The sequence below is a fragment of the Microbacterium sp. genome (assembly GCF_047606385.1).
Taxonomy (GTDB): Bacteria; Actinomycetota; Actinomycetes; order Actinomycetales; family Microbacteriaceae; genus Microbacterium.
Genome location: NZ_JASGEL010000123.1, coordinates 1 through 12,670 on the forward strand (window position 1 = coordinate 1; position 12,670 = coordinate 12,670).

Annotated in this window: 13 protein-coding genes; 7 read left to right on the forward strand and 6 right to left on the reverse strand. The window is 70.6% G+C overall.

Going from position 1 to position 12,670, the window contains the following annotated elements; genetic code table 11:
* Positions 1-845 (reverse strand): hypothetical protein (locus QM626_RS12045; protein ID WP_415077190.1); only part of this gene is annotated, 845 nt, incomplete at its 3' end.
* Positions 846-1,018: 173 nt separating this feature from the next.
* Here QM626_RS12045 and QM626_RS12050 point away from each other — a divergent pair.
* On the forward strand, positions 1,019-2,488 hold the full coding sequence (locus tag QM626_RS12050) for a glycosyltransferase family 2 protein (protein WP_415077202.1): 1,470 nt from the start codon (positions 1,019-1,021) through the stop codon (positions 2,486-2,488).
* Between the two features lie 7 nt (positions 2,489-2,495).
* Here the strand turns inward: QM626_RS12050 and QM626_RS12055 are convergent, their stop codons facing one another.
* Positions 2,496-3,449 carry a response regulator transcription factor gene (locus QM626_RS12055; protein WP_415077191.1) on the reverse strand — a complete coding sequence of 318 codons (954 nt, stop codon included), beginning with the start codon at positions 3,447-3,449 and terminating at the stop codon, positions 2,496-2,498.
* Between the two features lie 85 nt (positions 3,450-3,534).
* Positions 3,535-4,572 (reverse strand): glycoside hydrolase family 6 protein, encoded by a 1,038-nt coding sequence (locus QM626_RS12060; RefSeq protein ID WP_415077192.1) that lies wholly within the window; start codon positions 4,570-4,572, stop codon positions 3,535-3,537.
* Between the two features lie 109 nt (positions 4,573-4,681).
* Between QM626_RS12060 and QM626_RS12065 the strand changes: the two genes are divergently transcribed.
* A complete protein-coding gene (locus QM626_RS12065; RefSeq protein WP_415077193.1) occupies positions 4,682-5,119 on the forward strand; it encodes a VanZ family protein in 438 nt (145 codons plus the stop codon).
* Positions 5,120-5,151: 32 nt separating this feature from the next.
* Positions 5,152-5,982 carry a universal stress protein gene (locus tag QM626_RS12070; protein ID WP_415077194.1) on the forward strand — a complete coding sequence of 277 codons (831 nt, stop codon included), beginning with the start codon at positions 5,152-5,154 and terminating at the stop codon, positions 5,980-5,982.
* A gap of 6 nt (positions 5,983-5,988) precedes the next feature.
* Here the strand turns inward: QM626_RS12070 and QM626_RS12075 are convergent, their stop codons facing one another.
* A complete protein-coding gene (locus tag QM626_RS12075; protein WP_415077195.1) occupies positions 5,989-7,968 on the reverse strand; it encodes an ATP-binding protein in 1,980 nt (659 codons plus the stop codon).
* An 86-nt stretch (positions 7,969-8,054) separates the two neighbouring features.
* Here QM626_RS12075 and QM626_RS12080 point away from each other — a divergent pair, with 86 nt between their 5' ends.
* Both QM626_RS12080 and QM626_RS12085 read left to right on the forward strand, forming a co-directional pair.
* On the forward strand, positions 8,055-8,417 hold the full coding sequence (locus tag QM626_RS12080; RefSeq protein ID WP_415077196.1) for a response regulator transcription factor: 363 nt from the start codon (positions 8,055-8,057) through the stop codon (positions 8,415-8,417).
* Positions 8,418-8,517: 100 nt separating this feature from the next.
* Positions 8,518-8,781, forward strand: a complete 264-nt coding sequence (locus QM626_RS12085; protein ID WP_415077197.1) for a hypothetical protein — start codon at positions 8,518-8,520, stop codon at positions 8,779-8,781.
* Positions 8,782-8,976: 195 nt separating this feature from the next.
* Here the strand turns inward: QM626_RS12085 and QM626_RS12090 are convergent, their stop codons facing one another.
* Together QM626_RS12090 and QM626_RS12095 are read right to left on the reverse strand one after the other, a co-directional pair.
* Positions 8,977-9,954 (reverse strand): TerC family protein, encoded by a 978-nt coding sequence (locus QM626_RS12090; protein ID WP_415077198.1) that lies wholly within the window; start codon positions 9,952-9,954, stop codon positions 8,977-8,979.
* Positions 9,955-10,196: 242 nt separating this feature from the next.
* Positions 10,197-10,532 (reverse strand): hypothetical protein, encoded by a 336-nt coding sequence (locus QM626_RS12095; RefSeq protein WP_415077199.1) that lies wholly within the window; start codon positions 10,530-10,532, stop codon positions 10,197-10,199.
* A 120-nt stretch (positions 10,533-10,652) separates the two neighbouring features.
* Here QM626_RS12095 and QM626_RS12100 point away from each other — a divergent pair, with 120 nt between their 5' ends.
* Positions 10,653-11,159 (forward strand): MarR family winged helix-turn-helix transcriptional regulator, encoded by a 507-nt coding sequence (locus tag QM626_RS12100; protein ID WP_415077200.1) that lies wholly within the window; start codon positions 10,653-10,655, stop codon positions 11,157-11,159.
* Between the two features lie 44 nt (positions 11,160-11,203).
* The coding region (locus QM626_RS12105; RefSeq protein WP_415077201.1) for an ArnT family glycosyltransferase at positions 11,204-12,670 on the forward strand (1,467 nt) is incomplete at its 3' end.

The window sequence follows — 12,670 nt, forward strand, 5'->3', positions numbered from 1 at the left end:
CACGCCGCGACCGGGGCGCCGGCCGGGGCGACGTCCACCGCCGCGCGCCGCAGCGCCGCCTGGATCGACTCCGCCCGCGCGGCACCGTGCGCGGCACGGATCAACGGCAGATCCGGCAGGGAGAGCGTGAACAGCACCACCGGCTCCCCGGCCTCCAGTCGTGTGCGCACCCACTCCCTGATCTCGTCCCGTCCCGGGGCGCGGTGGGCGTCGGCATCCCCCAGATGGGCCGCCATGAGCCAGGTCCCCGCGCCGCTGAGGACGACGGCCAGCACGCCGAGCAGCGTCGTCAGCTGCGTCATCGCTCCCCAGGCGGCGTACGCCGGCGCGAACCCGAACGCGGCGCTGATCGCCATGCGCAGGGCGCAGAAGGCCGCATAGCCGATCATCACGGCACGGATCAGTCGAGCGCCGCGCAGCCCGGCCACCGGCGACCGGCAGGTCTCCGCCGCCGCCAGTGCGCAGACCACCAGCAGTGCGCCGACCTTCACCGCCCCGGCGACCACCCCGGGGGCGAGCGCCGTGGCCGCAGCGGCGACGGCGGTCAGGGACAGAGCCACGACGACGGCGAGCGGCGACCGGCCGCCTGCCCGGCTCATCGCGACCCAGATCATCGCCGGCGCGAGCACCATGCTGCCGTTCGCGATCACGAGAGGCAGTCCCGACGCCCCGTTGTAGTCGGCCAGGTACATCACGGCGCACAGCAGCGCCGTGATCGCCGCGACCGCGACGGGCCGCAGCAGCGCGCCGCGCGGTCCCTCGTCCCGGATGGCGCCATGACGTGCCGTCAGGATGCCGCCGGCCACCAGCAGACACACTCCCACGAGAGCGCTGACCCCCAGCACACCCATCATTGCTCCGTCCGAATCGAGGCTCGCGACGACGATCTTGCGCGAATCTTGCGCTGAAGCTCGGCAAGAACGGGGTGGTTCTTGCGGCGAGTGTAGCAAGGTGGTTATCGCGTCGGAGAGTCCACGCGCCGCTGACCAGGAGTGAATGCCCCGTGTCCGACCCCCGGATGAACCACCCCGCCCTCGCGGCGGCCCAGTCCGCGCACCCCGTCTCCGACGACCCGTTCCTCACCGATCCCGGGACGAGCTTCGACGAGGACTTCATGGCGGTGCTCGAAGAGACCAACGTCCACCGTTCCACGATCGGCTGCGTCATCCCGGCGTACAACGAGGAGGAGTCGATCGCCGACGTCATCGAGGGGCTGCTGAAGCAGACACGGGTGCCCGACGTCATCCACGTCGTGATCAACAACACCACCGACGACACCGCGAAGATCTCCGCCGAGTACGCCGGACCCCACGAGATCACCACCGAGCTCGGCGAGCAGTTCACCGAGGTCTTCGTGCACGACATCGGCAAGAACCCCGACAAGAAGGTCGGCGCCCTCAACTACGGCTATTCCCTGGTCGAGGGCTGCGACTTCCTGCTCGGCGTCGACGGCGACACGATCGCCCATCCCAGAGCGGTGGAGTACCTCGAGACGGAGGCGATCAGCGACTCCCGCATCGGCGGCATCTCGGCGATCTTCACGATCGACGACCGTCCGATCAAGGGCTGGCTCGCGAAGTTCCTCATCGCCGGCCAGCGCACCCAGTTCGCGGCGTTCAACCTGCAGAACCTGTTGCGGGGGCGCAACATGGCCGTGCTGGGCGGTCAGTTCTCGATCTTCTCCACGAACGCGCTGCGCGACGCCATGAAGGCCAACCACCAGACGACGCCGTGGGTGAAGGACTCCGAGGTGGAGGACTCGCTGCTGTCGCTGCAGATCAAGAGCGCCGGATACCTCACCAAGATCAGCCCGTACGCCCGCGCCAACGTGGGCGGCATGACCACGCTCAAGGGCTACGACGCGCAGCAGGTGAAGTGGACCTACGGCGCGATCGAGCTGATGTGGCCGGGTCAGCGCGGCGACACGAAGGGCCAGCCGTTCCACCCCAACCTGCGGCTGCGGTGGTTCGAGAACTTCGGGATGCTGACGAACCTGTTCGTGCGCGTCGCGTTCCTCGTCCTGCTGGCCGGCTCGCTGTCGATCAACGCGTTCGTCTTCTCGCCGCTGTGGCTCATCCCCGTCGCCACCGCCATGCTGCTGAACCTCCGCATCGCCCGGACCATGAAGTACTGCGATCAGCGCGACATCCTGTTCGCCCTGCTGATCTTCCCGGCGGAGCTGTTCATGTGGATCCGGCTGGGCCATTTCCTGCGGTCGTGGAGCCGCTTCCTCTCCCGCAAGAAGGTCGACAACTGGGCCATGCAGGCCAAGGCGGAGAAGGGCGGCGCGGCAGCCGGGCACTGGGTGCCGATGATCCTGCTGATCGCGGTGCTGCTGACGATGGCGATCATCTGGAACATGCTCGGCCCGGTGACGCAGTCCTCGATCCTGTGGGTCGGATGGCCGATCGTCGGGGTCGTGACGGTGCTGCAGACGCTGCTCATGTTCACGAAGCTCGTCCGCCGGCACCAGGGCTACCGGGTCTGAGCGGCGCTCAGGGAGCGAGCAGCTCGGGCGTCAGCCGGTACCCCACCCCACGGACCGTCTCCACGTATCGCGGGTTGGCGGGGTTGTCGCCGAGCTTGCGTCGCAGGTTCGTCATGTGCGCCTCCACCGCCCGCTTGTCGGCCTCGCCGACGTAGTACGAGGTGACGTAGGACTCGCCGCGCAGCACGAGGGTCAGATCGGCCTTGCTGCGCACCCGGCGCTTGGACTCGAGCAGCGTCGCCAGCAGGTCGAACTCGGTCCGCGTGAGCTCGACGTTCGCGCCGGCGACGAGCACGACCCGGGTCTCCGGGTTCAGCTGCAGGTCGCGGTGGGTCACCCAGTACCCGCCGCCGGCCGCCACCAGCGGACGGGAGGGGCTGACGGCGACATCGGCGCTGGGGACGATCACGGGGACGGGCGGATCCGGCATCGCCGCGACCGCCGGATAGTCCTCCACGGCAGGCAGCGGCTCGTCGACCCGCACGACGGGGACGCCCGCGGTCAGCGGGGGTCGTGCCCCCGGGAACGACGGGCCGACGCTCTCCTGCCGCAGCGTCACCGGAGGAGCCTCCGACCCCGGCCGCGGTCGCCGCAGCAGCGCCTCGATGCGGGCGCGGAACTCCCGCGGCCGGAACGGCTTGACGATGTAGTCGTCGGCTCCGGCGCTCAGCCCCAGCACCGCGTCCGCCTCATCGGCGAGGCCGGTGAGCATGACGATGTACGTGTTGCTCTGCTCGCGGATGCGGCGCGCGGCCTCGAATCCGTCGATGCCGGGCATGTTGACGTCGAGGGTCGTGATCAGCGGCTGATAGGAGATGACGGCCCGGACACCGTCGATGCCGTTTCCGACCGAGACGGTGGAGAAGCCGGCGGCCTCGAGGACTTCGACCAGCAGATGACGCACATCGGGATCGTCTTCGACGATGACAGCTGTCTTCTGTCCCTGCGGGGTGTCGCTCATACGGTCATGCCTTCGGCGTCACGGGCGAGAGGATGATGTGCGTCGCTATTGTCCCACACCGGCTGCGGTGCTCGTACCCGGCCCGTCACGGCAGCACGGCGCTCGTCAACGCGACCGAGCCGGCCGGCCACCACGTCCCGGCGGTGGGACCGCCGTTGCATTCGCCGTCGCTCTCCCCGGGCGGCTTGATCCACAGGTTCGTGTCGACCACGTCGTCGCCGTACGTGCCGCCGGCATCTCCCACCAGGCGCCCCGGCGGGTTGCACCAGTTGGTGCCGTCGGCGCCGGCGCCGTTACGCGACGTGTCGATGAGGGCGTGGCCCCAGCCGAGAGCGTCGGCGAGCTCGTGCGCATACGAGAACTCGTCGACCGTGCTGTTGTAGTTCGACACGTTCACCGCGAATCCGCGCACCTTGTCCTGGTCGCCGACCTGCTGGATCAGGTCGGCCTGCTCGTCGACGGACAGCCAGTTCGAGTGACCGCCGTCCAGGTAGATCCAGGTGTCGATGTCGCTGATGCTGTCGATCGCGTTGCGCAGCTCCACGACGCGCTGATCGATGTTGCCGCAGTCCGGGGCCTGCGCGAGGCTGTCGGGTTCGAGGACGACGATCTTCTGCACGTCGGTGACGGCGCTCAGCGCCTGCCCGATCTCCGCGGTCCACGTGTCGTAGTCGGCGTCGTCCAGCCCCCCGGAGGACTCCCCGGCGCTGCAGTCGCGCTCCGGGAGGCCGTAGACGACGATGGCCATCGCGGCGTCCTGGTCACGTGCCTCGGTGGCCAGGTTCAGGATGCGGCTGCCGACCTCGCCGATCGGGTCGATCTCCGGGGTGAGCCAGTAGGCCGTGGGCTGCGCGGCCAGGTACTCCGCGGCGTCCTGCTCGTCGCCGGAGAGAGTGCCGGATGCCGCCGCCTGGGCCGCCTTCGACTCGGTGGGAGCCACGATGCGGGTGCCGACGCCCGGAGGCTGTGCGTTCAGCAGCCGCACCCCGGTCGTCACGAGCCAGGCGATCGTCGCGACGATCGTGATCACGACCACGAGGGCGGCCGCGACGATCGTGAGGATCAGCCATCGCGGCAGCCCGCGCGCTCGCCGCGGGGTCGGCGGCGCGGCACGGGTGGTCACGGGAGGACTCTACAGCGCGGGCGACGGGGCGTCGCGTGCGCCCGGGACGCCGGTAGAATCTGCCCACACCCTGCGCGGCGCCGCCGCAGCGCCCGAGCCGGGAGGCCACATGCATTCGCGCCGCTCCGTCGTTGCGCCGTTCCTCGCGCGGCTCGTCCGGTCGCCGAAGGCGTGGCTGTGGGTCTACGCGCTGCTGCTGGCCGCGATCGCGGTGTGGCCGACCCCGGTCGATCAGGATGCGGGTCCGCTGCTCGCGTTCGTGCGGCGGATCGTCCCGGTGCTCACCTACGCGAGAGTCGAGTTCGGCGCCAACATCCTGCTGTTCGTGCCGTTCGGCGTCCTGCTCGCCCTGATCCTGCGCCAGTCGCGCTATCTCGTGCTGCCGATCGCGTTCGTGACGACCGTGGTGATCGAGTCGGTGCAGGGGATCGTGCTCGCGTTGCGCACCCCCAGCGTGCTCGACATCGTGGCCAACACCGCGGGCGCCTGCATCGGTCTGCTCATCGTCGTGGGGATCGAGGCCCGCCGAGCCCGACGCTCGCGCTAGCCTTGCGTGGGGGAGGCCGGGAGGGAATCGTCATGGTGGACACGATCATCGTCGGAGTGACGGATGCGGCGGCGTCGCGCCGCGCATTGGACTGGGCGTCGCAGCGCGCCCGTGACCTCGGCAGCAGGCTCGTGCTGTTCTCGGTCATCGGCGGTGCGGTCGGAGCTGTCGGCGAGGAGGAGATCGTCTCGCGTGTCGCCGACACGGTCGCCGATCGGCTGCAGGCGGTCACCGCGGACCTCGCGGCATCCGGCGTCGACATCGAGGCGCGCGTCACCTCGGGCGATCCGGTGGCGCTGCTGATCGAGGCCAGCGCGCAGGCGCAGCTCCTCGTCATCGGCGGGGAGCCCCGTGGCCGCGGCCGTCGCGGTCAGCACGGCCATCGCATCGCGGCCGGTGCGCATTGCCCGGTCGTCGTCGTGCCCGAGCTGGGCACGGCCGAACGTCTCGGCGTCATCGTCGGCGTCGACGGCTCCGAGACCTCGAACGCGGCGATCACCTTCGCGGCCGGTGAGGCCGAACGCCTCGCCGAGCCGCTCGTGGTGGTCTCCGCCTGGCTGCCGGTGGCGGTGCCCGGCGACTTCGGCGTCTACCCCGACGTCTATCTCACCGATCTCGAGGGCATCACCCAGGGCAACGTGGACCGCGTGGTCGAGGCCGTGCGCGCGGCGCACCCCGGGCTCGAGGTGACCACGAACGTGGGCGAGGGCGACCCGGCGCTGGTCATCGGCGATGCGGGGGAGTCCGCGTCTCTCGTCGTGGTCGGCTCGCACGGCCGCAGCGGTTTCGCACGGTTCCTGCTCGGCTCGGTCAGCGAAGAGGTCCTCGCGCATCTGAACGCCGTCACCGCCGTCGTACGCTGACCGGAGCTACTCCGTCGTCGGGTCCCGGAACACCAGGGTCGCCTCGACGCCCCGGTCCGGCGCGTCGCCCAGCCGGATCTCGCCGCCGTTGCGGGCGGCCAGCTCCGCCGCGATCGCCAGCCCGAGACCCGTGCCCGGCGTGCTCGCGCGTTCGGCGTCGGCACCCCGGTAGAAGCGCTCGAACGCGTGCGCGCGAGTCTCCGGGGACATCCCCGGCCCGGTGTCACGCACGCACACCGAGGGGCGCCCGTCCGTCTCCGCCTCGGTGATGCGGATGCGGCCGCCGGGCGGCGTGAACTTCACCGCGTTCGAGAGGAGGTTCCCGAGGGCTCGGCTCGCGTCGTCGGGCGCGCAGCGGACGCGCGTGGCCTCCGCGATCTCCACCTCGACGGTGATCTGCTTGCCGGCGGCCATCGGCTGGTGCATCGCGACCACGTCCGCGACGAGCGCGCGCAGCGCGACGGACTCAGCCGACCGCGGGGTGGGATCCGCGCTGGCACGGCCGAGGGCCAGCAGATCGGCGGCCAGGTCGGTCAGCCGCGCCGTGTTCCGGTCGATGATCTCCACCCACGAACGTTCGAGCGGTCCGAGCGACGGCGTGTCGGCGAGCAGCTCGGCATACCCCCGGATGCTGGTGATCGGGGTGCGCAGCTCATGGCTCGTCGTCGCGATGAAGTCGTCGCGCTGACGCTCCAGGTCGACGCGGATGCGACGCGCGACCTCGCGCTCGATCTCGGCGTCGTGGCGCGCCTGCGCCATGCGGATCGCCGCGGCGACGTCCACCAGCTGCACGGCGAAGCGCGTCTGGTCACCCGCGACCCGGTTCGCGACCAGACTGAACGTCGACCCGGTCACCGGGTCTTCGTACATCGTCTCGACCTGTTCGATGAACGACGCGCGAGCGCTGCGCGCGAGCGGGCCGGCCCAGGTCCCGTCGTCGGACAGCTCCGCGCCCACGGCGTCCACGGCGGCGCGGTTCGCCCACAGCACCCGCGGCGTCGTCTCGAGGTCCTCGCCGATGAGAAGGCCGACCCGGGAGTCGACGAACCCGCCGGTGATCACCTGGGAGACGGTCAGGGCGGTGCGCGTGGCCTGACGCACCTCGTATCGTGCGGTCCCCAGCAGGATGGCGAACACCGCCAGCACGATCATGTACGCCTCGACCACGAGCACGAGCTCGAACGAGGTCAGCTCGGGCACGGCGAAGGGTCCGCCGCCGGCCAGCGTGAACACGAGCACGGCGACCGCGGTGGCGAGCGTCTGCGCGAGCGCCATGGGCATCGGGAACCGGAACGCGGCCCACGCCATGAACGCGAACGGCAGGAACGACAGCGGGAGGTTCGTGATGGGGGAGAAGACGAGCACGATCGTGACCGCCATCAGCAGGCTCTGCCCGATGACCTCCGGCCAGTGGGCCTTCTCCGGGGCGGGTGGCGGCAGCACGCCGAACGGGGCGATGAGCAGCACGGCGGCCGCGTGCGAGGTCGCCGCGTGCAGGGCGGAGTCGAGGAAGACCGTGCCGTCCACCGCGGCGACGGCGGCGCCCGCGAGCGTCCCGATCACGAGCGCGCCGACCACGACCGCCAGCACGAAGCGCACGGCGTTGCGGGTCGTCTCCAGCTGGAACGCCATGTGCGGGCGCTGCAGCAGCAGCGAGATGGTCGCGGTCTCGGCGGCGTTGGCGACGCCGAACAGCAGGCTCACCAGCGGCTCCCGCCCCCACGTGACGTTGGCGACGGCGGTGACGACGAGCACGAGGGCGACCGCCGTCCAGCGCCGTCGCGGCCCGGCCAGCAGGACGAACAGCACCGACAGGCCGGCGCCCGGCCACCACGCCGCGACCGCGCTGCCCACCGGTGAGAATCGCAGGCCGAGGCCGGCCGCGAGGAAGATGACCGCGGCGGCGATCGGCCACACCCACCACGGGGCCGCCCACGGCGGCGCGGCCGGCGTCGACAGACGATCGGGGCGCGACGCCGGCTGCATATCGAAACCGTATACCGCGTCGTGATAGGCGTCCGGCACCCCGGGGGAGTACCGTCTGCGGAGGGGGCGGCCGGAAGGGGATGAGTGTGGCGCGCATTCTCGTGGTCGAGGACGACGCGGATGTGGCCGAGCTCATCCGGTTCCGGCTGACGGCCTCCGGGCACCTCGTCCTCGTCGCGTCCGACGGCGAGGAGGGCATCGTGGCGGCGCGGGTCGACGCCCCGGACCTGGTGATCCTCGACTGGATGATGCCGCGCAAGAACGGCATCGAGGTGTGCACGGAGCTGCGCGCCGACGCACGGTTCGAGCGCACGCGCATCCTCATGCTGACCGCACGAGCGAAGGAAGCCGACATCGCCTCGGCCTACGCCGCGGGGGTCGACGACTACGTGACCAAGCCGTTCTCGCCCCGCGAGCTGCTGGCACGGGTCCAGCGACTCATCGTCTGAGCGGCGACGGCGTCCCGGTGATTTCTGCACAAGCCGCGCGCGCGATAGCGGCTCGGGGGCGGAGATGCCCTATGCTCACTCCCACCGAAAGCACCATCCAGTGAGCACCACCGTGGACAAGGGAGTCCTCATGGTCCGTGTGATCCAGATCACCGTGGCGGCAGCAGCGGGACTCGGCGCAGTCCTGCTCGTCCTCTGGGGAGTCGGCGTCGCGAGCGCGCCGGAAGCGCTCCTCGATTCCAGACTGGCCGGCGTCATCGTCTTCCTCGGCGTGACGGCGCTGTGCCTGGCGTCGCTCGTCGCGCTGAGCATGCACCATCGCTCTCGCGCGCCCGCCTCACCGGCACGCAGCCGCGTCCGGTAGGACTCGCAGCGGACGCGGAGACGCCCTCCCGATTGGGGGGATCGGAAGGGCATCTCCTACGCGATCGGCAGAGCCTGCTCGCGTCTTCACTCGCCCTCGGTGACCCGAACACGTCAGGCGGCGGTGTTGCCAGCCTCCAGTATGCGTACTCCGCGCCGGGCCGTGCAGGAGGGTTGACACGACGCGCCGCCGAGGTTAGGAGCGGACCCGCCCGGCGCGGGTCTTGAGCAGGCTCGCGACGACGGCGACGGCGATGGTGGCGCCGATGAAGACGAGGGAGAACCAGATCGGGATCTCCGGCGCCCACGAGACACCCTGGCCGCCGTTGACGAACGGCACCTCGTTGACGTGCAGGGCGTGCAGCAGCAGCTTCACCCCGATGAACGCGAGGATGACGGCGAGTCCCTGGGACAGGTACACGAGCCGCTCGAGCAGTCCGCCGACGAGGAAGAACAGCTGTCGCAGCCCCATCAGTGCGAAGGCGTTCGCCGTGAACACGATGTAGGGCTCCCGGGTGAGGCCGTAGATCGCGGGGATCGAGTCGAGGGCGAAGACGAGATCGATGAACCCGATCGCGACGACGGTCAGCAGCATCGGAGTGACCATCCACCGCCCGCCGGCACGGGTCGTCAGCCGGTCGCGGTCGTAGACGTCGCTGACCGGCAGGACACGACGGGCCACCCGTACGAACACGTTGCTCGTCGGGTCGGGCTCGTGTCCGTGGCTCGCGACCTGGCGCCAGGCGAGCACCAGCAGCAGCGCCGCGAACAGGTAGAACACCCACGAGAAGTTCTCGATCAGCGCCGCACCCGCGGCGATGAACGCGCCGCGCATGATCAGCGCGATGACGATGCCGATCATCAGCACCTTCTGCTGGTACGCCTTCGGCACGGCGAACCCGCTCATCACGATGAGGAAGACGAAGAGGTTGTCCAGCGACAGCGCCTTCTCGGTGAGGTAGCCGGCGAGGTACTCGCCGGCGGGCGCCCAGCCCGCGACGAGCCCGATGCCGACGCCGAACAGCAGTGCCAGGGAGATGTAGAACACGGACCAGCGCGCGGACTCGGCGATGGTCGGCTCGTGCGGCTTGCGCACATGGGCGAAGAACTCGTAGACGAAGAACGCGACCGTCACGACGATCGTGACGGTCCAGACGAGCGGGGTGATCTGCATGGATGCTCCGAGGGGTCGATGACGAGCCCGAAGGTCTCCTCCACCCGTCGATCGGACCGGCGGACCGGGATGCCGGGTGGCATCCGTATTGACGGCCGCGCCGCTCGGGAGTACTCCCCTTGCGTTCTGACAGCGTACGGCAGTACGAGCTCAGACGGGTCGTCCGCCGCCGCGGTCGGGCTCGTGCCAGGTCACCTCGGTTTCGACCGCGATCTCGATCGCGGTCGTGTCCGCGTAGCCGATCACGCCGCGACCGGGACGGACGCCGACCGCACGGGGACGGCGGCATCCCGATCCTCGGCGGCGCTCAGCTGCAGGCCGCCGGTGATGCTGCTCGTGCGGGCCAGCGCGGCGATGAGCTCGGGATCGAGCGTCTCGGGCTCGGGGGAGGCGAAGACGAACCGCAGCGGGATCGACTGCTGCACCCAGATCGACTCACGGCTGTGCGAGCCCGTCCAGTTGATCGTGAAGCTCTCGCCGCGGCGGAGCTTGGTGGCCACGACGACCTTGACGTGCGCCAGAAGACGGTCGGGAACCTCGATCGGCGTCGAACTCGCGCCGTAGTACAGCTGTCCCATGCGGGGGTCCCTCCTGTTGTGGTCGGCTGAGACCCAAATTACTAACTGAACTAGTGTTATGCCAAACGGATAATTCCCGCTTGCGGGTAATCATCCATCCTGACTACCATGATCCGGATCATGTGGAGTGAGTTCGAGGCGACGCCGTGGGACCACGCCGACCGTGACCTGGCGCGCGGCCAGCGTGTGATGCGTGCGCTGCGCCGATTCGAGCTCGCCGAGCTGGCCATGCGCGACCGATGCGCGGCGGCGATGAACGTCTCGGAGGGCGAGCTGCTCGCGCTGCGGCACGTCATCCGTCGGCAGCGGGAGCAGCTGCCGACCACGCCGACCGACATCGCCCACCACCTCGAGGTGAAGCCCGCCGCGGTGACCGGCGTGATCGACCACCTCGAGCGCGCGGGACACCTCGTGCGGGGCCCGCACCCGAGCGACCGGAGGAGCACCGTGCTCACCGCGGTGCCCGCCGCCGCCGCGCGCATCGACGAGATCTACGGGGCGGTGTACCGCACGATGATGGACGTCGCGGCCGGGCTGGACGACGCCGAGGCCGAGCGGACGGAGGCGCTGCTGAACGCGCTCGCCGACGCGATCGACGGATTCGCCACGGTCGCAGCCGATTCATAGGCCGCCCACGGCGCCGCCCCCGCCGTCGCGCCTATCGTGCGCGGGTGACGACCCTCGTTCCCGCCATCGCGTTCCCGTTCGCGACGTCGCGGCGCCCCCGCGGCGGATGGCCCTGGCGTATCGGCGTCACGACGATCGGCGTCCTCGGTGCCGTGCTGACCGGCTGGGGCGTGTGGGCAGGGTCCCTGTCGGCGTACTACGCCTCCATCGCGCTGTCGATGAGCGAGTCCTGGTCGAACTTCTTCTTCGGCGCGATCGACCCGGCCGGCACCGTCACGCTCGACAAGATCCCGGGATCCTTCTGGGTCCCGGCGCTGTTCGTGCGCGTGTTCGGCTACTCGACGTGGGCGGTGATCCTCCCCAACTCGTTGGCGGCGGTGGCGGCGGCGTTGCTCGTGGCGTTCACCGTGCGTCGGCTCGCCGGGACGACCGGCGGGCTGATCGCGGGGGCGGTGGTGGCGGTGACGCCGATCCTCGTCGCCGTGGCCCGGTCGAATCAGCCCGAGACGTTCTTCGTGCTCGGGCTGGCCCTCACGGCCTGGGCGGCCCTGCGGACGATCGAGCGCCCGGGCCTGGGACGGCTGATGGTCGCGGGGCTGTGCATCGCGCTGTCGTTCCAGTTCTACATGCTCGAGGCATGGGCGGTGTGGCCGGCGCTGGGGCTCGCCTATCTGTGCACCCGGCAGTCGTGGCTCCGCCGCATCCTGCACCTGCTCGTCGCCGGTGTCGTGAGTCTCGCGGCATCGCTGTGGTGGGTCGTGATCGTCTCGGTCGTCCCCGCCGACGCGCGTCCCTACATCGGCAGCACCCTGCACAACAGCCCGTGGGAGATGGTGTTCGGCTACAACGGGCTCGGCCGGTTCAGCGCGACGGCGGATGCCGATGCGTATCGCTCCTTCACTCCGCCGTTCTCCGGCGATCCGGGGCTGCTCCGCCTGTTCAACACGGAGCTGATCGGGCAGATCGCGTGGCTGATCCCGGCCAGTGCAGCGGCGCTGGTCGTGCTGTGGGTCATCCGGGTGCCGCGCGCGCTCGCCCTGCTGGTGACCGTCTGGTTCGTCACCTTCGCCGGGATGTTCTCGGTCGTCGACGGGATGCATCAGTTCTACACGGCGGCCCTCGCGGTGCCGATGGCCCTCGCGATCGGGCTCGTGGTCGGGTTCGCGCGGCGGCGGCGACTGACGTGGCCGGTCGCTCTGCTGGTCGGGGTCGCCGGCGCCACGGCGGCGGTCATCGGCGCCATCGTGGGCGGCTACAGCGTCATCGCCGGCGCGATCCAGGCCGTGGTCGCCGCGATCGCGGTCGTGCTGCTGCTGACCGGGCGCCGTCACCGGCTGCGGATGCTGACCCTCGCCGCCACCACCGTCGGGCTGCTGCTGACGCCCGCGGTCTGGTCGGCGGTCACGATCGCCCACCCGAGCGCGACCAACCCGGTCGCCGGCGGAGTCTCGGACACGGTGGGTCTCGGCGGCGGCAGGGCCGCCGCCGCGCAGGGCGGTCGCGCGGGCGAC

Coding starts and splice junctions, on each gene's coding strand:
- QM626_RS12050 (WP_415077202.1), top strand. CDS start 1,019: ATGAACCACCCCGCCCTCGCGGCGGCCCAGTCCGCGCACCCCGTCTCC.
- QM626_RS12055 (WP_415077191.1), bottom strand. CDS start 3,449: ATGAGCGACACCCCGCAGGGACAGAAGACAGCTGTCATCGTCGAAGAC.
- QM626_RS12065 (WP_415077193.1), top strand. CDS start 4,682: ATGCATTCGCGCCGCTCCGTCGTTGCGCCGTTCCTCGCGCGGCTCGTC.
- QM626_RS12070 (WP_415077194.1), top strand. CDS start 5,152: ATGGTGGACACGATCATCGTCGGAGTGACGGATGCGGCGGCGTCGCGC.
- QM626_RS12075 (WP_415077195.1), bottom strand. CDS start 7,968: ATGCAGCCGGCGTCGCGCCCCGATCGTCTGTCGACGCCGGCCGCGCCG.
- QM626_RS12090 (WP_415077198.1), bottom strand. CDS start 9,954: ATGCAGATCACCCCGCTCGTCTGGACCGTCACGATCGTCGTGACGGTC.
- QM626_RS12095 (WP_415077199.1), bottom strand. CDS start 10,532: ATGGGACAGCTGTACTACGGCGCGAGTTCGACGCCGATCGAGGTTCCC.
- QM626_RS12100 (WP_415077200.1), top strand. CDS start 10,653: ATGTGGAGTGAGTTCGAGGCGACGCCGTGGGACCACGCCGACCGTGAC.